Source organism: Pedococcus bigeumensis (assembly GCF_006438965.1).
Classification (GTDB): Bacteria; Actinomycetota; Actinomycetes; order Actinomycetales; family Dermatophilaceae; genus Pedococcus; species Pedococcus bigeumensis_A.
This window is the reverse complement of record NZ_RCZM01000003.1, coordinates 63,140-80,633: the sequence shown is the minus strand read 5'-3', so window position 1 is coordinate 80,633 and position 17,494 is coordinate 63,140. Positions and strand designations below refer to the sequence as shown.

Sequence of the window (17,494 nt, the reverse complement as noted above, 5' to 3'; positions counted from 1 at the left end):
GCACAGCGTCGTTGGACCCGCGGACATGACTGAGGCGGGCCCCGGTCCGTGTCCAGGGTCCGCCTCAGTCTGCTGTGGGTTCGGTCAGGTGAACGCGAACAGCGCGATCGGTGCCGTCGTGGGCGACGTCGACCCGCCCGCTGGTTCCACCGTGATGCCTGCCGCGGTGGCGGTGGCGGCGTCGCCACTCAGCACCATGGTCACCGTCGGCGCTGACGCGTGCGGCATGAGGCCTGCGCTGACCATTCCCTTGTTGGGCTCGTTCAGCCACACCTGGAAGTCCTTGCCATCGGGTGCCGCAGGCATGTTGTCCGCGATGATGACGGCCGTGCCGAGCGAGGCGCTGCGCACGATGGTCGCCTTGGCACCACCGATCGTCCGCTCGAACCGCTGGGCGTCCTTGGCCTGCAGCACCTGCGTGGCGGTCACGGGTTCCTTGACGCCGTTGTCCCACGGGCTCCAGGTGATTCCCCCGATGAGGAGGGCCGCGGCTGCCGCAGCCGTCGCGAGCCAGGTGGTCACCCGACGCCGTGGACGGAAGGTGAGCACGTTCGTCCCGGCCGGGTGTGGCGCGTCAGCCGTGGGCGAGGTGCCGCCAACGGGTCCAGAGGCGACCGCGCCAGGGGACTGCGCCTCGAGAGGGGGGAGGGGACGCACGGTCCGGATGCCGGCGAGCACCGAGTCCCGCATCGACGACGGGGGCGCGGTCTCGCTCATCAAGGACAGCTGTGCGGCTGCTTCACGCAGGCTGGCGACTTCCGCCTGGCACTCGGGGCACTCGGCGAGGTGCAGCTCGAAGGCGCTGCGTTCCTGCTCGTCGATCGCATCGACTGCATAGGCGCCGACCAAACCGTGGATGTCGGCACTCATGACTGCACCCCCAGGGTGTCTCTCAGGCGGATAAGTCCGTCACGTATTCGGGTCTTGGCGGTGCCGAGGGGCACGTCCAGGAGGGAGGCCACCTCGGTGTGCGTGTAACCACCGAGGTAGGCAAGTTCGACTGCGCCGCGCTGGGTCTCGGTGAGCGAGTCCAGCGCGTTGCGTACTCGTTGGGCGTCCAGGCGACGGTCGACCGTCTCGGCGGTCTCGTCGAAGGTGCGCTCCTGGTTCCGTGACCCGTAGGTGTGCTCACGGTCCGTCGACGCCTGCGCGGACCGCACCCGGTCGACCGCCTTGCGGTGGGCGATGGTGAGCATCCAGCTCACCGCGCTGCCCCGCGCGGGGTCGAACCGGGCGCTGGTGCGCCAGATGTCGAGCAAGGCTTCCTGAGCAACTTCCTGGGACTGTGCCGGGTCTCGCACCACGCGAAGCACCAACCCGTAGATCCGGGCGGACACCGCGTCGTACAGCTGGGCGAAGGCGTTCTCGTCACCGAGGGCGCTGGCCCGTAGCAAACCGGCGAGGTCGGTGCCCACGGCAGCACCTCCCCATGTCGGTTGGGGACCTGAGGGGGTGGCTGCCATGGACACCATCATCACTGATTCAGATCAGCTCGGGAGAAGAACGCCGTCGATGATGTAGACCGTGGCGTTCGCCGTCTGCACGTTGCCGCAGATGATCTTGGCCTTGCCGACGGTGAAGTCCTCACCGGAGCCGGCCACTGTGATGGTGCCGCCGCCGAGGGTCTTGTGGTCACCGGCGAGCATCTCCGGGGTGAGCTTCTCGGGGACCACGTGGTTGGTGAGCACCTTGGTGAGCAGACCCTTCGGGTCCTTCATCGCGGCGTCCATCGTGGCCTTCGGGACAGCAGCGAAGGCGTCGTTGCTGGGGGCGAAGACGGTGATGTCCTTGGCCGAGTTGAGGGTCTCGCCGAGGCCGGCCTCGGTCACCGCGGTGACCAGGGTGGACAGTGCGGGGTTGTTGCTGGCGGCGGTGGCGACCGGGTCGGTGGCCATGCCGGAGAACGAACCCTTGCCCGAGGTGGGAACTGCGGCGCAACCGGCACCGAACGGCTTGGCAGCCATGTCCTCGGTCGTGCTCGAGGAGCTGGAGCTGGACGAGCTCGGGGCGGACGAGGCGCTGGAGGCCGCGGTGTCGTCGGAACCGGAGTTCCCACAGGCAGCGAGGCTGAGCGGAAGGGCGAGGCTGAGGGCAGCAATGGTGCTGCGGCGTGCGAGTCGCATGATGGTGGCTCCTTGTTGTGGACTGTCTGACACCCGATATTCGGACCTGCCCCGCGGGTGGATTGGCCAGCCCGAATCTTTTTCTGCCAGTGCATGATTCGTGCCGCAGCCACGCGTACGTGACTCGTGGCGAACGCAGCACGAGCTCACGGCCCGACCGGGAGCTTTCGGTCGGACCGTGAACGGAGAGATCCCGGCGCCGCACGACCAGACGTGCGGCGCCGGGACGGCGGGACTGCGGGCGGAGCCGAGCCGGGGGGGCGGCTCCACCCGCAGAAGTTCAGGAGACGAGGACGACGATCGAGTGCCAGCCGGATGCGCCACCGGGGAAGGGGTCGGCCCGATCCTTGGTCTGCACCTGGCCGGTGCCGTCGGTTGCCCGCACGGTCAGGTCGTGCCGTCCGGTCGTCGCGTCCCACACCCAGAACCACTGACGCCAGTAGTCGGTGCCGCCATCCGGGCCGAGGGTGGCCTTCTGCCACGGGCCGTTGTCGACGCGCACCTCGACCTCCTTGATGCCACGGAGCTGAGCCCAGGCGACACCGCCGATGGCGACCTTGCCGGGCTTGTAGGTCGCGAGTCCGGCGGGGGTGTCGATCCGCGCCTGCGTCTTCACGGTGCCGTCGATCGCCCAGTCGCGCTTGGTCCAGTAGGCCTTCTCCGCGGCATACGTCGTCGCCGTGAGCTTGGTCAACCACTTGGTGGCACCCACGAAGCCGTAGAGCCCGGGGGTGACCATTCGCGCAGGGAAACCATGGCGGGTGGGCAGCGGCTGGCCGTTCATCGCCACCGCGATCAGCGCGTCGCGGTCGTCGGTCAGGGCCTCGACCGGGGTCGAGATCGTCATGCCGTCGGTGGACTCGCTGAGGATCTGGTCGACCCCGTCCTGGATTCCGGCGCGCTCGAGCAGGTCGCGCACACGGACACCCAGCCAGCGGGTGGAGGAGATGTAGGGGCCCCCCACCTCGTTGCTGACGCAGTTGAGCGTGATGTCCTTCTCGATCATCGGCATCTTGAGCAGCTCGGCAAACGTGATCGAGAGCTTCTTGTCGACCTTTCCGTCGATCTCCAGCACCCACTTGTCGACGTCGATGCGTGGGATGACCAGCGCGGTGTCCACCCGGTAGAAGTCGTTGAGTGGGGTGCTGAAGGCGCTGACGCCCTTGACCTTGCCCTCGATCCCGGTCGGGAGGGCCGCAAGCGTGTTCTGTGGCTCCGGGAGCGCGACCGAGGACGGCGGCGTGGCAGGGGCGGCGAGCTTCTGGCCCAGGGTGCCGAGCGCGGCGGCTCCGACCGTGACACCGGCGGCGCCGATGAGGAAGTTGCGGCGAGCCGGCGTGGCGCTGGCCCCCTTCGCGTATGCCGTGTGGTCGAGGGGCGACTCCTGCGCGGGGCTGGCCCTGCCAGCCGCGGTCGCCGCGGTCGCCGGGGTCCCCGCGGCGCCGCTCGTGGGGCCGCTGGCCGTCGCCGCACCGGGGGTGGGCAGGTTGGGGATGAGCGCTCGCAGGCCGGTGAGGGTGATGACTCCGACGATGGCGGTCACGAACGCAGGGACGATGTCGAACGTCGCGGAGGCCGGGCGGAACCACGCGGCGAGGCCGGCGAGTGCGGCCAAGCCGACCACGAGGATGTTGGCCAGACTCGGCTTGGTGCGTGACACCAGCCCGATGACTGCGGCCGCGATGACGACAACGAGAGTCACGCTGCCCAGCAGGACCGGCTTGTCGGCGGTCCCGAAGTTCCGGACGGCCCACTCCTTGATCGGCGTCGGGGTGGCGTCGATGACGGTGGAGCCCACCGCGAGCACGGGCGACGCCGCCGGGTTCACGAACGCGGCGACGAGGTGACCCACCGCCATCCCGGCGGCCGCCGCGAGCACGCCGCTGACGGCATACCTGACGCGTTGGCTCTTGGTGCCGGGCGGACGTGAGTTGTGTTCCATATCTGCTATTCGTACTCGCACCCCTCCCCGGATGGGGTCCCCGACCTATTACGAGGTGGTGACGCAGGTAGCGTTGAGCACGTGCCACCCACCCGCCGCTACCCGAACTTCGTCGCGTTCATCGCGACCGGAGTCATCCTGGGGTTCGTCGTCGGCTCGCTGATCGCCTACCGCAGTGACGACGGGACGACCTACGGCCACGACTACAGCGTCACCAGTGCGGTGCTCTTCCTGGGCGTCGCTGGGGCGTTCGTCTTCGGGCTGCTCGCCGCGGTCGTCGCGGTGCTGCTCGACCGACGCGACTGACACCCGGAGCGACGCGGCTGCCACCTGGAGTGGCGCGGCTCGGCTCTGTGGGAGACTGAGTCACGTGGCACGCGGCGACGGACAGCTCTCGCATGATCTGCTTCCCGGCGAGAAGGGCCCGCAGGACGCCTGCGGGGTCTTCGGTGTCTGGGCCCCAGGGGAGGACGTCGCCAAGCTGACGTACTACGGGCTCTACGCCCTGCAGCACCGTGGGCAGGAGTCGGCAGGGATCGCGACCTCCGACGGGCGCTCGATCCTGGTCTACAAGGACATGGGGCTGGTGTCGCAGGTCTTCAACGAGCGATCGCTCGCCTCGCTGCGCGGACACCTGGCTGTCGGGCACTGCCGCTACTCCACGACCGGGGGCTCCACCTGGGAGAACGCCCAGCCCACCCTCGGAGGGCACGCCGAGTCCACGGTCGCCCTGGCCCACAACGGCAACCTCACCAACTCGGCCGAGCTGCGCGAGCTGATGGCCGAGCGGGCGGCCGACGGCTACGGCAGCAGCGGCAGCGAGGTGCTGCGGGGCAACACCACCGACACCGCCCTGGTCACCGCCCTGCTCGCGGACGACCCCGACCGCTCCCTCGAGGCTGCCGCGCTCGACATCCTGCCCAAGCTGCACGGCGCCTTCTGCTTCGTCTTCATGGACGAGACCACCCTGTATGCCGCGCGCGACCCCCAGGGCTTCCGTCCGCTCGTCCTCGGGCGACTCGAGCGTGGCTGGGTGGTGGCCTCGGAGACCGCGGCGCTCGACATCGTCGGCGCCTCGCTGATCCGCGAGATCGAGCCCGGCGAGATGGTCGCCATCGACGAGGACGGCCTACGTTCGCAGCGGTTCGCGGAGGCCAAGCCCAGCGGTTGCGTCTTCGAGTACGTCTACCTGGCCCGCCCCGACACCACGATCAACGGTCGCGGCGTCCACGAGGCCCGGGTCGAGATGGGCCGGATCCTGGCCCGGGAGCACCCGGTCGAAGCCGACATGGTCATGCCGACGCCCGAGTCGGGGACGCCGGCCGCGATCGGCTACGCCCAGGAGTCCGGCATCCCCTACGGCCAGGGGCTGGTCAAGAACTCCTACGTCGGGCGCACCTTCATCGCCCCGTCCCAGACCATCCGCCAGCTCGGGATCCGGCTCAAGCTCAACCCACTGCGCGAGGTCATCAAGGGCAAGCGGCTGGTGGTCGTGGACGACACCATCGTGCGCGGCAACACCCAGCGCGCGGTGGTCCGCATGCTGCGCGAGGCCGGGGCCGCCGAGGTCCACCTGCGGATCTCCGCTCCACCGGTCAAGTGGCCCTGCTTCTTCGGCATCGACTTCCCGACCCGGGCGGAGCTGATCGCCACCGGGGCCGCGGTCGAGGAGATCGCCACCTCGATCGGCGCCGACTCGCTCGGCTACATCTCCGAGGAGGGCATGGTCTCGGCCACCCACCAGCCGAAGGCCAACCTCTGCACCGCCTGCTTCACCGGTTCCTACCCGGTCGAGCTGCCCGACGTGAGCCGGCTCGGCAAGAACCTCTTCGAGACCCTGCCGATCGACCTCGGCTCGGGCGACGTCGACGTGGACGGCGTCTCGTTCGGCGTGCGCGGCGGCGCCGAGGACGCCCTCACCCGCCCCTGACCCCGGACCGCGTCGGGTCGCCCCGTCGTACCCGTCTAGGCTGGGCCCGTGAGCGAGCCGATCACCTATGCCTCCGCCGGTGTCGACGTCGAGGCCGGTGACAAGGCCGTCGAGCTCATGAAGGCCTCGGTGCGCCGGGCCACCCGTCCCGAAGTCCTGGGGGGTCTGGGCGGGTTCGCCGGGATGTTCGACGCCTCGGCGATCGCGCGGATGAGCCGCCCCGTCCTCGCGACGAGCACCGACGGCGTCGGGACCAAGGTCGCGATCGCGCAGGCGCTCGACCGGCACGACACGATCGGGTTCGACCTCGTCGGCATGGTCGTCGACGACATCGTGGTGTGTGGAGCCGAACCGCTCTTCATGACCGACTACATCGCCACGGGCAAGGTCGTGCCCGAGCGGATCGCCGCGATCGTGTCCGGCATCGCCGCCGCCTGCGAGCAGGCTCGGGTCGCCCTCGTGGGTGGCGAGACCGCCGAGCACCCCGGGCTGCTGGAACCCGACGAGTACGACGTGGCGGGTGCCGCCACCGGTGTCGTGGAGTATGCCGACGTGCTGGGTCCCGACCGCGTGGTCGCCGGCGACGTGGTCCTGGCGCTCGGCTCTAGCGGTCTGCACTCCAACGGATACTCGTTGGTGCGCAAGGTGATTGGCGCGGCCGGCTGGCAGCTGGACCGCCATGTCGAGGAGTTCGGCCAGACCCTCGGCGAGGAGCTCCTCACGCCGACCCGGGTCTACTCAGCAGATCTCCTCGACCTGATCCGCACCGATGGCATCGACCTGCACGCCCTCTCCCACGTGACCGGCGGCGGGCTCGTCGCCAACCTCGCTCGCGTGCTGCCGCCCAACGTCTTCGCCCGGCTCGACCGCTCGACCTGGACGCCGCCCGCGGTGTTCTCCACGATCGGCGCCCTCGGCCAGGTGCCCCGCGCCGACCTCGAACGCACCCTCAACATGGGCGTCGGCTTCGTGGCGATGCTCCCCGCCGACCAGGTCGACGCCGCCACCCGCGAGCTCGAGGGGCGCGGCATACCTGCATGGGTGATCGGTGCGGTCACGGGAGCCGAGGACGCGCCGGTGGACGGTGGCCACGAGGTGGTCCGCGGCGCCAAGGGCGTCGAAGGCGGCGCGGTGCAGCTGGTCGGGGACCACCCCACCAGCTGAGTACCCAATCCCATGCGGGCAGACGGCAACCGGCGCGCGCTCCCGAGGGGTTGACCCAGCGATGGCTGGCCGGTCTGGGAGCGGGACTGGTGGGCGTCGTCACCGGCGGCGCGCTGTTTGCGATCGCGCTCGGGTTCACCCCGATCTGAGCACGCTGGAGCGGCGCTCGTCCGGGCCCTCCAGCGGCTTCCGCAGGTGGCGGCCTCGGGGTTACCGTCGGGTTGTGTGGGCTCCATCGCGCGAGGACCAGTCGGTGCGCCAGTACCGCTTCCTGCTGCGTACCGCCCCGCTCGACGCCCTCGAGGAGGCGCATGTCGAGGTCCTCGCACCGATGGCGCGGTCCCGCCGCTCGATGGTGCTGCGCGCCGTGCAGGACGGTCTGGTCGCGGGCCTGCGCCTGTCGCCCGACGACGTCCGACCGATCGCCCACCTCGTCGCGCTGGGGGAGCGGCGCCGCCCGGGTGAGTTCCTGGGTGCCTGCTCCGCGACTGTGCTACTGCCCCTCGCGGAGGCGGTCATCGTCGCCGAGGCGATGTTCGGCCGGTTCGGTGGGTATGCCGCGTGGGACGGTGCCGAACCCGAGCTCACCGAAGGTGGTGAGTGGGTCGACGGCGGGTTCGGTGAGCACTGGCACGACGCCCTGGTGGCGCACGTGCTCTACCGCAACTTCGCGGGCGGGCCGAGCTCGCCGGACACCGCCTTCGGTGGCCACTGAGCAGGCGCCGAGAACCCGTCCGCTCTCCCGCCTCCCGAAACCCCGACAGCCCAGGTGAGATCCACCATCTGAGGGAGTCCGAAAGCGCATTCTGGGTGAGCCCTTTGACCGCGCGGGTGCCTACCGTCGGTCAGGTGAGCATCACGCTGTTCAGGCGGCGTCCGGTTGAGCCGTTGGCCCCGGTCGAGCGGCCCGACGTCCGGCAGTACCGCTATCTACTTCGGACGGCGGACCTCGCCTCCCTCGAGACCCTGCACCGCGAGGCGATCGCCACCCTCGACCCACTGATCCGCGCCCACATCCTGCGGACGGCGCAGGATCGCCTGCTCAGCGGTCGGGAGCTCACCGTGGACGACGTGGCCGGGTTGGCCCACCTCGTCGCCGCCGGCGAGGCCCGTACCCCGGGCATCCTCGTGTCGGCGCTCACCGACGCAGCCCTCGAACGGCTCGCCCACCGGGTCATCAGCAGGCCAGCCGCGCTGCCCCTGCTCGAGGGCCACGAGGACTGGGACGGCCTCGACCCTGACCCCGCCCTGCGCAGGCAGCTGCCCGGTTAGCCCGTGACGGAGCCCGACCTCACCTACTATGAGGCATGGGGAACAACGCTGATCGTGCGTCGGAGGACCAGACGGTCCGGCAGTACCGCTTCCTGCTCCGCACCGCGCCGCTGGACGCGCTGCAGGCCGCTCACCACGAGGCGCTCGACCGCCTCACCGAAGGGGCTCGTGCCCACGTCCTGACGGCGGTGCAGGACGGGCTGGTGTCGGGGCAGCGACTCGGCCCCGGTGACACGGCTGCCGTGGCTCGTCTGGTCAGCATCGGCGAGCGTCGCAACCCGCGCGGCTTTCTCGACTCCTGTGAGCCGACCACGCTGCGCTCCCTCGCCTCGGCGGTCAACCAGTCGGAGGCCATGTTCGGCCGCTTCGCCGGGTATGCCGCGTGGGACGGTGTCGACCCGGAGCCCGCCTACGTGGGGGTGGACCAGGGCGGTGCTCCGCAGACGACCAGGCTCGAGGACGCGGGTGCCGAGGCCAAGGCGTTGGCCAACAGCCATGCCATGGCGGTGCAGCCCTGGGCCGGCGGCGGGTTCTAGCCCGACGTCAGCTCTGGCCGGGTGCTGGTCACGCGAGGTTGGCGAGTACCTCTGCGGTGCTCGCCAACGTGACCAGCGGTCCGTAGAGGGCCATCACGTCCACGGCCTTCTGGTGGTTGTCGTCCGTCGACCCGGCGCAGGCGTCGGTCACCACAGTGATCGACGCACCAGCATCGGCCGCAGCCAGAACCGTTGACACGACACAGCAGTCGGTCGCCACCCCGGCCACGACGAGCGTCGGCTGCTCGCCGACCACCGCCCGCAGGTCTGCGGTCCACTTGCCGAACGTCGTGGCCGCGACCGTGGTCTGCGCCTGGGCCGCGATATCGTCGGTCAGCTCGTACAGCCGGCTGTCCGCCGGCTGAAGAGCCCACGGGAAGTCCTCGTAGTACGGCACCCACGCCCCGGTCGGCTCGGCCGGTGCCACGAAGCGGGTGAAGACCGCGCGGTCACCGAAGCGGGACGCGAGCCGGACCACGTTGGTCGCGGCCGCGGCATACCGGGGAGCGCACCAGGCGCTGGAGGGGTCGCCGAAGACCCGCTGCATGTCGATCGCCACGAACCAGGGGCGACCAGTCACGTGCCGGCCTCCTGACGACGCACCGTGCCGCGCCGCAGGACCAGGGTCAGCACGAAGGAAAGCACGAGGGCGAGCAGCACGCCGAGGTTTGCGTAGGGCCAGTTGCCGTCCCAGTAGGGGCCCGCGGGGTCGTCGACGAACTTCCCCAGACCGAGCGGCTCGAGCAGGTAGCCCTGCCAGTTGTTCCACGATGCGTCACCGGCGAAGCTGTTGACGACCAGCCCCCAGCCCAGCACGGTCGCCACGACCATGATGCCGATCGAGGTCCAGTCCCAGCGGCCGTAGCGGCCGTTCGGGTCGAACAACGCGTCGTCGTCGTAGTCCCGCTTGCGCAGCACGAGGTCGGCGATCATGATCCCCGCCCACGCCGCCAGGGGGACGCCGAGCGTGATGAGGAACGACTGGAACGGGTTGATGAAGCTCTTCGCGAAGAAGACCACCCAGATCGTCCCCACCGTGAGGATGACACCGTCGACGAAGGCCGCCCGGGTCCGGGGGATGCGCACACCGAGGGACAGCAGGGTGAGCCCAGACGAGTAGATGCCGAGCACAGCGCCACTGACCAGCGCGAGGATCGCCGCCACGAGGAACGGCAGCAGGAACCACGTCGGCAGGATCGTGGCGAGGGTGCCGATCGGGTCAGTCTGGATGCCGTCGCGCAGCTTCTCGTCGGACCCCGCCAGGAGCAGTCCGTAGATGACCAGGACGACGGGCGCGAGGGCTCCGCCGAAGGTGTTCCAGGCGACGATGGACGCGCCCGAGGCGTCGCGGCGCTGGTAGCGCGACCAGTCGGCCGCGATGTTGATCCAGCCCAGTCCGAAGCCGGTCATCACCAGGACCAGGGCGCCGACCACCTGCTGGCTGGACCCGCTCGGCAGCGCGTTGACGGCATCCATCTTGACGTCGTCGATGGTGAGCGCGATGTAGGCAATCGTCGCGATCCCCGTGATCCACGTCAGGTACGACTGCATCTTCATGATGATGTGGTAGCCCGCCACCGAGGCGGCCACGATGAGCGCGGCGACGACGACGCACGCCACGATCTTGGTGCCGGTGCCGCCACCCCAGCCGAGCTGCTTGAAGATCGTTGCGGTGGCCAGCGTCGCGAGGATCGCCAGGAAGGTCTCCCACCCGATCGAGGTCAGCCAGGAGATCACCCCCGGCACCTTCTGTCCGGTGACGCCGAACGCCGAGCGGGACAGGATCATCGTCGGTGCCGAGCCGCGTTTGCCGGCGATCGCGATGAGTCCGCAGAGCAGGAACGACACGACGACGCCGACGACCGTGACGAGCACGGACTGCCAGAACGAGATCTTGAAGCCGAGCACGAAGCCGGCGTAGCTGATCCCGAAAACCGAGACGTTGGCCGCGAACCAGGGCCAGAAGAGGTCTTTCGGCTTGGCCGTCCGATCGGCCTCGTCGATGATCTCGATACCAGTGGTCTCCACACCAAGGCGCTGGGTCTCGGCGCGCGTGTCTGTGCTCATGACGCGAGCGTAGACCGCGGCCGTCGTCCGGGCGTGGCAGCACGGCACACGCCGGCCGGAGCGGTCACTCCCGCGGTCGTGGAGGTCGGCGACACGGCAACGCCGCGGCATGCAGCCATGGCCGCACGCCGCGGCGCGGCGGAGGTGACACACGAGCCCGAGGGCCCGCGCATGAGGTGGAGGTCAGTCAGGACATCAGGTCATTGCTGACCAGAGGCCCACTTTCCGTATTCGTCGTACTCGTCCTCGCCCACGGAGCTGTCGGAAACAGGTTCCGGCTCCGCGTAGGAGGACCCGTGCAGTTCTCGCTCAAGCGCCGTCAGGTCGGTGTTGGGAGAGAAGTACTTCAGCTCCCGAGCGACCTTGGTCTGCTTGGCTTTGGCCCGGCCGCGCCCCATGGCGTGACCCCCTCATGCGTCTGCCGGGACGGCATCGCCTAGCCAAGTCACCTTGTCGGTGCCTCGACTCCGCGGAGCGGTCCCGGGAATCGTGTATTTGTCGTGAGGTCAACGCTACATGAGCGATGCAAGTTCTGCGGCGAGACCCACGTCTCACTGCGTGAAAAGGTGGGTCAGCGGGCAGGCAGCCAGATCCCGGCAGCCTGCCTGGCCGCCATCCGCTCCTCGGCGATGTGGTCGGCCGCCGCCGCGGGGGTGATGCTGCGGGCGTCGGCTGTCTCGAGCACCTCGAGGGTGTGGTCGAAGATCGCCGTGGCGCCCTTCTTGGCGCGCTCGAAGTCGAACCCGTGCAGCTCGTCACTGACTTGGATCACCCCGCCCGCGTTGACCAGGAAGTCAGGCGCGTAGGTGATGCCGCGCTCGCGGAGCCGGTCAGCCGTGCCGCCCTCGCCCTCGACGACCAGCTGGTTGTTGGCGCCGCCGCACACGACGGTGGCCCGCAGGGCCTCGACCGTGGTGTCGTCCAGAGCACCTCCGAGCGCACAGGGCGCGTAGACGTCGATGTCGGACGTCACCAGGGTCGCTGTGTCGGGCACGACCTCGATCTCGGGGTGCTGGGCGGTGAGGGCAGCCAGTGCCTGCTCGTTCACGTCGGTCACGACGACCTTGGCGCCGTCGTCGAGCAGGTGCCCGGCCAGGATGCGCCCGACCTTGCCGACCCCGGCGATGCCGACGGTGCGGCCCTTGAGGGTGGGCTGCCCCCACAGGTGCTGGGCGGCTGCGCGCTGACCCTGGAAGACGCCGTAGGCCGTGAGCACGGAGGAGTCGCCGGCACCGCCGTTGGCCTCGGAGCGGCCAGTGGCGAAGCGGGTCGTCTCGCTCACGATGTCCATGTCTGCCACGTAGGTGCCCACGTCGCAGGCTGTGACGTAGCGGCCGCCGAGCGACTCGACGAACCGGCCATAGGCGCGCAACAGGTCCGGCGTCTTGTCCGTCGCCGGGTCGCCGATGATGACGGCCTTGCCGCCGCCGAGGTCCAGGCCGGCCACGGCGTTCTTGTAGGCCATCCCCTTGGACAGGCGCAGCACGTCGGCCAGCGCCGCGTCCTCGTTCTCGTACGGGTAGAACCGCGTGCCGCCCAGGGCCGGCCCGAGGGCCGTGCTGTAGATCCCGATGATGGCCCGCAGGCCGGTCGTCCGGTCGTGGCAGAAGACCACTTGTTCGTGCTGGGACATCGAGGTGGTGGGCGACGAGGACGCGGTCACGGTGGTGACTCCTTGAGCTCGGTGAGGCGCAGTGGCGGGGAGGGTGGCGCGGATCACGCGCCGGTTCCAAGGGTAATCCCGCTCATGCAGTGGTCCTGTGACTAGTCCCAACGAGCCATATCGGATGACCCGTTGGGAATGTTCCCAAAGGGTCCCGCTTGTCCGATTATGGAGGGACGTCCCCTGCACTAGGAGTTAGTCATGGTTACTCGCACCACCGAGGTCGAGAAGTTGCTCACGCCTGCGGAGGTGGCATCGCTGTTCCGGGTAGACCCCAAGACAGTGACGCGTTGGGCCAAAGCGGGCAAGCTCAACTCCATCCGCACGCTCGGCGGCCACCGCCGCTACCGCGAGGTAGAGGTTCGCGCGCTGCTCACTGACGTCATCTGACGTCACCTCAGGACCAGCGCGTCGGGAGCAGGGCCCGGCGCGCAACAGGCGGTACCACTGACGGCGCGTGTCATCGCAGGGCACAACGCGCCTCTCCGCCCCTCTCGCACGGCCACTCCGCGCGGACCTGGTTTGCGCCGCTTTGTCGCGCCCGCGCAGGGGCAATCCTCCAGGCACCGGTATGCCGCGTGCCCGCTTCCTGGAGCCGTCCAGTCGACGTGCCGGAACGGCATTCGGGAGGGTGGTTTATGCCGTTTTGAGGCGTTGAACTTTAGGCGGATGGGCGCTCCACCGAACAGCCGACCCAATGGTCAAGGCTTGTTAAAGTTAATGTTCTGAAGGCGAAATCCACGCTTCCATCAAGGGGTAGACCTCTCACCCCCTTTGGAGCCCCAGTGACCAACAGCCTCGGCACCTTCCTTCAGGAGCAGCTTCGTGTGCTCGGCTGGAGTCGCGCCACGCTCGCCACTCGTACCGGTCTGGACGAGTGGACGCTCGAAGGGATCCTCGACTCACCGGTCCTGCCGGAGTGGCCCCAGCCCGACGAGATGCTCGCCCTGAGCCGGGCGCTGTGCGTCTCCGTCCGCGAGATCGTGCTGCGGACCGCGGAGGGCTGCGGCCTGTCCGTCCTCGGGGGCATCGAGCACACCGAGGCCGTACTGCTGGCCACCAACGACGAGCTGATGCGCGAAGTGCGTCGCCGGCTCGCCCTCGGTGCCCGTACAGGGCAGTACCTCACCAGCGCACCCCAGCACCGGGGTGTCGACACCGGCGCAAAGCCGGCGTAGCAGCGACAGGCGCCACCCCCTGCGGCGCCTGGTCGCACGACAGTAAGGCCCAGCTCCCGTCCCTCAGCCAGACGAGTGCTGGAACACCGAAAGAGCACGTCCCTTTCAACCCGTACCGCCGGTCATCGACACAGATGGCCGGCGGTTTCGGGTGTGCCGGTGGCTCCGGGCTGCCCGTGCGGCGTTCAGGTCAGACGTCGGAGGGTGACGGCGAACGACTCGAGGGCTCGCACTGCTGCGTCCAGCGCTCGTTCGACCGCCACCAGCGCCGGTTGGTCGACCACCACGCCGTCCTCGCCCTGGTGCTCGACGTCCGCGCAGAGCTCGGCGAGTCGCGCCGCTCCCAGGTTGGCGGCGCTGCCCTTGAGGCCGTGCGCCGCACGGCTCAGCTCGTGCGCCGCACCTGCCACGCGGTGGTCGCGCATGGTCGCCAGGGTGGCCCGGGCGTTGGGGCCGAACCTGTCGATGAACCGGAGCAGCATGGTGGGGTCGCCGGGGTCGAGGTCGAGCAGCTCCTCGAGGCGCGACGGGTCCAGCACCGTGGTGTCGGCGCGGGCCGCGAGCCGCCGGCTGCTCGTGGCTTCGGCCTCGGTCCCGTGGCCGCCGTCGGCAGGGACCCAGCGGTCCAGGGTCTCGCGCAGCAGCGTCACGTCGACCGGTTTGGTGAGGAAGTCGTCCATCCCCGACTCGAGGCACCGCTCGCGCTCGCCGGCGATCGCTGCCGCGGTCATCGCGATGATCGGGGTGCGGTACTGGTCGTCCTCGAACGAGCGGATCATGCGAGTCGCGTCATAGCCGTCCATCTGCGGCATCTGGCAGTCCATCAGGACGGCGTCGTAGTTCCCGTCGGCGGACTGGAACGAGTAGTAGCCGGCCAGCCCGTTCTCGGCGACGTCCACGGCATACCCGAGGCTCTCGAGGATGCCGACCGCCACCAGCTGGTTCACCTCGTTGTCCTCCACGACGAGGATCCGGCCGCGGGTGCCGATCGGGATGCGGTCGAGTCGGCCGACCGCCGCGGCGGGCTGGGACTCGGCCCGGTCCCCTGCCACGTTGGCGAGGGTGTCGAGCAGGCTGGACGGCAGCACCGGCTTGGTGAGCGACACGTCGATGCCGGCGGCGGTCAGGACGGTCGGGTCGAGGTCCATCGCGGAGGTGAGCAGGATGATCCGGGTGTCGCCGAACCGGCCGTCGCCGCGCACCATCCGGGCGAACTGCTCGCCGTTGACGCCGGGCATGACGTAGTCGAGCAGCACGACGTCGAAGGGTGTGCCCTTGCGGTGGGCGTCGTCGAGGAGGCCGAGGCCTTCGACGCCCGAGGAGGCGAGGGCCGCTTCGATCCGCCAGCCGGCGAGCTGCTCCTCGAGGATGAACCGGTTGGTCTCGTTGTCGTCGACGACCAGGATGTGCAGACCCTCCACCGCCGGCAGCGGCGGCTGCTCACGCTCGGTCTCGGTCGCCGGGGCGAACCGGGCGGTGAACCAGAAGGTGCTCCCGGACCCCGGTTCGCTGTTGACCCCGATCTCGCCGCCCATCGCCTCGACGATCTGGCGGCTGATGGCCAGACCGAGACCGGTGCCGCCGTACTCGCGGGTCGTGGAGCTGTCGCCTTGGGAGAACGCGGTGAACAGCCGTTCCTGGACCTCGGCGGTCATGCCGGAGCCGGTGTCGCTGACCTCGACGCGCAGGACGATGCCGCCGCCGTCGGAGCTGCCCGAGGTTTCTGCCTCCCCGGGCTCGCGGCGTTCGCCGGACGCGTCGGAGGAGCCGGACGCCTCGGAGGAGCCGGACGCGTCGGAGGAGCCGGACTGGCTGGGCTCCTCGATGGTCTCGAGCATCGCGCGGACGACGACCTCGCCGCTGGTGGTGAACTTGACCGCGTTGGAGGTGAGGTTGGAGATCACCTGGCCGAACCGGACCGGGTCACCGCTCACGGCGGCAGGGACGTCGGGGTGGCAGGTCACAGCGAGCTCGAGGTCCTTGGCGCGGGCGCGCTCGGCCATCATCGTGGTGCTCTGCTCGACGATGGCGCGCGGGTCGAAGTCCACGGCTTCGAGGTCGAGCCGCCCGGCCTCGATCTTGGACAGGTCGAGGATGTCGTTGACCAGCGACAGCAGGCTGCGGCCCGCCCCGTCGATGCCGTCGGCAAGCCTTTTCTGGTGAGCGGTGAGCTCGGTCCGCCCCAACAGCTCCGACAGCCCGATCACGCCGTTGAGCGGGGTCCGGATCTCGTGGCTCATCGTCGCGAGGAACTCTGACTTGGCCATCGACGCACTCATCGCCTTGTCGCGGGCCTGCTCGAGACGCTCCGCGGCCAGCTCACGCTCGGCGACGCGGGCGAAGATCGCGGTGGCCCGACCCACGGTCAGCCCGTCGGAGTCGGTCGGCGCGGTGTTGGCGCGGGTGTCCATGACGATGACGCAGGCAACGCGCTCTCCGGCCACGACCGGCGCCGCGACGAGGCTGGTGCCCTCCGTGGTCAGCGACGCGCTCAGGCCGTGCGACTCGACCGCCTCGTGGGCGATCCGGGTCGCCTCGGCGAGGTCCTGCTCCGGCACGTCTCGCGTCTCACCGGGGAAGGGTTCGAGGTCGCCGTCGGCGTTGACCAACCAGACAGCCACCGGCTGCCATCCGGTATGCCGCGCCACGTCCAGGAGGATCTTGGGGATGACCTCGGCCAGGGTGGTCGCCTCGTTGGCCGCGGTCGCCATCGAGGTCAGCAGTGCCAACGCCTGCTCGGCGTCCTTGGTCTCGGTGATGTCCTGCGACGTGCCACCCATGCGTGCCACCGCACCGGTCTCGTCCCTGGCGACCCGGCCCCGGCCGCGGATCCACGCCAGCGACCCGTCCTTCCGGGAGATCCGGGCGTCGAAGACGAACTCGTCGGTCTCCTCTAGGGCGCGGGTGATGGCGGCTTCGACGCCGTCCCGGTCGTCGGGGTGCATCCGGTCGAGGAACCCCTGGTAGTTCGGCGCGAAGTCCGTGCCGGGCTCGAGGCCGTAGATGCGGTACAGCTCGTCGGACCACGACACGACGTCGCTGACGACGTCCCACTCCCAGCTGCCGATCTTGGCGATGTGCTGAGCCTCGGCGAGCTGCGCCTCGCGGCGTTGCAGGGTGTCGATCAGACGCCGCTGCTGGCTGTACTCGGTGACACGGTGCAACCAGCCGACGTGGTTGCCGTCGTCGTCCTTGATGGGGCTGTGGCTGACCAGCGCCCAGAACCGCTCGCCGTCCTTGCGCAGCAGGCTGCACTCGAGGTTGCTGCCGGGCTCGCTGGTGGACTCGAGCCCACGCAGGTGGTCGGCGAACTGCGCCTGTCCGGTCTCGTCGAGGGTCTCGAAGACGGACAGCCCCTCCATCTCCGCGGCCGTGCGACCCAGCATCTCTGCCAACCGCGCGTTGCCGAGCACCGTGTTGCCCTCGGCATCGAACACCCACAGGCCGTCAGGGGAGGCCTCGATCAGCCATCGGCTGAGGTCGCCTGGGTCCAGGCGGTCGCCGAGGCCGGACGTATCGCCGACGGCACCGAGGTCGCGAGTCTGCGGATCCTGCACCCAGTGATCTTCCTTCATCAGATGCACGGAAGCCCACTCAAACACTCGATTCGCCCCGAAAC

At 69.6% G+C, this 17,494-nt stretch carries 17 protein-coding genes; 8 read left to right on the top strand and 9 right to left on the bottom strand.

The genetic code is table 11. From position 1 onward, the window contains the following. Positions 1-84: 84 nt before the first annotated feature. The 4 genes from EAH86_RS08755 to EAH86_RS08740 form a co-directional block, all read right to left on the bottom strand. The gene (locus tag EAH86_RS08755; protein WP_140739267.1) at positions 85-870 is read right to left on the bottom strand and encodes an anti-sigma factor; all 786 of its coding nucleotides are present in this window, start codon (positions 868-870) and stop codon (positions 85-87) included. Then, a complete protein-coding gene (gene sigK / locus EAH86_RS08750) occupies positions 867-1,463 on the bottom strand; it encodes an ECF RNA polymerase sigma factor SigK (RefSeq protein WP_241668294.1) in 597 nt (198 codons plus the stop codon). The genes EAH86_RS08755 and sigK overlap by 4 nt, the downstream gene beginning before the upstream one ends. A gap of 24 nt (positions 1,464-1,487) precedes the next feature. Beyond that, positions 1,488-2,123 carry a fasciclin domain-containing protein gene (locus EAH86_RS08745; protein ID WP_140739264.1) on the bottom strand — a complete coding sequence of 212 codons (636 nt, stop codon included), beginning with the start codon at positions 2,121-2,123 and terminating at the stop codon, positions 1,488-1,490. A 280-nt stretch (positions 2,124-2,403) separates the two neighbouring features. After that, entirely contained in the window at positions 2,404-4,065 is a 1,662-nt protein-coding gene (locus EAH86_RS08740; protein ID WP_140739262.1) for a molybdopterin-dependent oxidoreductase, read from the bottom strand. 81 nt (positions 4,066-4,146) lie between these two features. Between EAH86_RS08740 and EAH86_RS08735 the strand changes: the two genes are divergently transcribed. The 6 genes from EAH86_RS08735 (at position 4,147) to EAH86_RS08710 (ending at position 8,967) form a co-directional block, all read left to right on the top strand. Then, on the top strand, positions 4,147-4,371 hold the full coding sequence (locus tag EAH86_RS08735; RefSeq protein ID WP_140739259.1) for a hypothetical protein: 225 nt from the start codon (positions 4,147-4,149) through the stop codon (positions 4,369-4,371). Between the two features lie 64 nt (positions 4,372-4,435). After that, positions 4,436-5,995 carry an amidophosphoribosyltransferase gene (gene purF, locus EAH86_RS08730; protein ID WP_140739256.1) on the top strand — a complete coding sequence of 520 codons (1,560 nt, stop codon included), beginning with the start codon at positions 4,436-4,438 and terminating at the stop codon, positions 5,993-5,995. Positions 5,996-6,043: 48 nt separating this feature from the next. Beyond that, the gene (purM, locus tag EAH86_RS08725; RefSeq protein WP_140739254.1) at positions 6,044-7,159 is read left to right on the top strand and encodes a phosphoribosylformylglycinamidine cyclo-ligase; all 1,116 of its coding nucleotides are present in this window, start codon (positions 6,044-6,046) and stop codon (positions 7,157-7,159) included. A gap of 223 nt (positions 7,160-7,382) precedes the next feature. Then, the gene (locus EAH86_RS08720) at positions 7,383-7,874 is read left to right on the top strand and encodes a hypothetical protein (protein WP_140739251.1); all 492 of its coding nucleotides are present in this window, start codon (positions 7,383-7,385) and stop codon (positions 7,872-7,874) included. A gap of 134 nt (positions 7,875-8,008) precedes the next feature. After that, positions 8,009-8,431, top strand: a complete 423-nt coding sequence (locus tag EAH86_RS08715; RefSeq protein ID WP_140739248.1) for a hypothetical protein — start codon at positions 8,009-8,011, stop codon at positions 8,429-8,431. 35 nt (positions 8,432-8,466) lie between these two features. Continuing rightward, positions 8,467-8,967: a hypothetical protein gene (locus EAH86_RS08710; RefSeq protein ID WP_140739245.1), complete on the top strand. Its 501-nt coding sequence runs from the start codon at positions 8,467-8,469 to the stop codon at positions 8,965-8,967. A gap of 28 nt (positions 8,968-8,995) precedes the next feature. Here EAH86_RS08710 and EAH86_RS08705 read toward each other — a convergent pair whose 3' ends face one another. From EAH86_RS08705 to EAH86_RS08690, 4 genes are all read right to left on the bottom strand, one after another. Further along, positions 8,996-9,547 (bottom strand): cysteine hydrolase family protein, encoded by a 552-nt coding sequence (locus tag EAH86_RS08705; RefSeq protein WP_140739242.1) that lies wholly within the window; start codon positions 9,545-9,547, stop codon positions 8,996-8,998. Further along, positions 9,544-11,034 carry a purine-cytosine permease family protein gene (locus EAH86_RS08700; protein ID WP_140739239.1) on the bottom strand — a complete coding sequence of 497 codons (1,491 nt, stop codon included), beginning with the start codon at positions 11,032-11,034 and terminating at the stop codon, positions 9,544-9,546. Before EAH86_RS08700 ends, EAH86_RS08705 begins: the two co-directional genes overlap by 4 nt. Before the next feature lie 200 nt (positions 11,035-11,234). Next, positions 11,235-11,432, bottom strand: coding sequence for a DUF3073 domain-containing protein (locus EAH86_RS08695; RefSeq protein WP_140739237.1), 198 nt, complete (start codon positions 11,430-11,432; stop codon positions 11,235-11,237). 173 nt (positions 11,433-11,605) lie between these two features. Further along, complete coding sequence (locus tag EAH86_RS08690; RefSeq protein ID WP_241668293.1) at positions 11,606-12,697, bottom strand: Glu/Leu/Phe/Val dehydrogenase dimerization domain-containing protein; 1,092 nt, start codon at positions 12,695-12,697, stop codon at positions 11,606-11,608. A gap of 201 nt (positions 12,698-12,898) precedes the next feature. Between EAH86_RS08690 and EAH86_RS08685 the strand changes: the two genes are divergently transcribed. Together EAH86_RS08685 and EAH86_RS08680 are read left to right on the top strand one after the other, a co-directional pair. Then, a complete protein-coding gene (locus EAH86_RS08685; RefSeq protein ID WP_140739234.1) occupies positions 12,899-13,087 on the top strand; it encodes a BldC family transcriptional regulator in 189 nt (62 codons plus the stop codon). A 395-nt stretch (positions 13,088-13,482) separates the two neighbouring features. Then, positions 13,483-13,875: a hypothetical protein gene (locus EAH86_RS08680; protein ID WP_140739231.1), complete on the top strand. Its 393-nt coding sequence runs from the start codon at positions 13,483-13,485 to the stop codon at positions 13,873-13,875. Positions 13,876-14,060: 185 nt separating this feature from the next. On the opposite strand, the gene EAH86_RS08675 is transcribed toward EAH86_RS08680, so the two are convergent. Beyond that, positions 14,061-17,450, bottom strand: a complete 3,390-nt coding sequence (locus EAH86_RS08675) for a PAS domain-containing hybrid sensor histidine kinase/response regulator (RefSeq protein WP_140739228.1) — start codon at positions 17,448-17,450, stop codon at positions 14,061-14,063. Positions 17,451-17,494 lie beyond the last annotated feature (44 nt).

What these genes read in the sequence shown, in the direction of transcription:
- EAH86_RS08755 (WP_140739267.1), bottom strand. Translation starts at nt 870, where the DNA reads ATGAGTGCCGACATCCACGGTTTGGTCGGCGCCTATGCAGTCGATGCG.
- sigK (WP_241668294.1), bottom strand. Translation starts at nt 1,463, where the DNA reads ATGGCAGCCACCCCCTCAGGTCCCCAACCGACATGGGGAGGTGCTGCC.
- EAH86_RS08745 (WP_140739264.1), bottom strand. Translation starts at nt 2,123, where the DNA reads ATGCGACTCGCACGCCGCAGCACCATTGCTGCCCTCAGCCTCGCCCTT.
- EAH86_RS08740 (WP_140739262.1), bottom strand. Translation starts at nt 4,065, where the DNA reads ATGGAACACAACTCACGTCCGCCCGGCACCAAGAGCCAACGCGTCAGG.
- EAH86_RS08710 (WP_140739245.1), top strand. Translation starts at nt 8,467, where the DNA reads ATGGGGAACAACGCTGATCGTGCGTCGGAGGACCAGACGGTCCGGCAG.
- EAH86_RS08700 (WP_140739239.1), bottom strand. Translation starts at nt 11,034, where the DNA reads ATGAGCACAGACACGCGCGCCGAGACCCAGCGCCTTGGTGTGGAGACC.
- EAH86_RS08695 (WP_140739237.1), bottom strand. Translation starts at nt 11,432, where the DNA reads ATGGGGCGCGGCCGGGCCAAAGCCAAGCAGACCAAGGTCGCTCGGGAG.
- EAH86_RS08685 (WP_140739234.1), top strand. Translation starts at nt 12,899, where the DNA reads ATGGTTACTCGCACCACCGAGGTCGAGAAGTTGCTCACGCCTGCGGAG.
- EAH86_RS08675 (WP_140739228.1), bottom strand. Translation starts at nt 17,450, where the DNA reads ATGAAGGAAGATCACTGGGTGCAGGATCCGCAGACTCGCGACCTCGGT.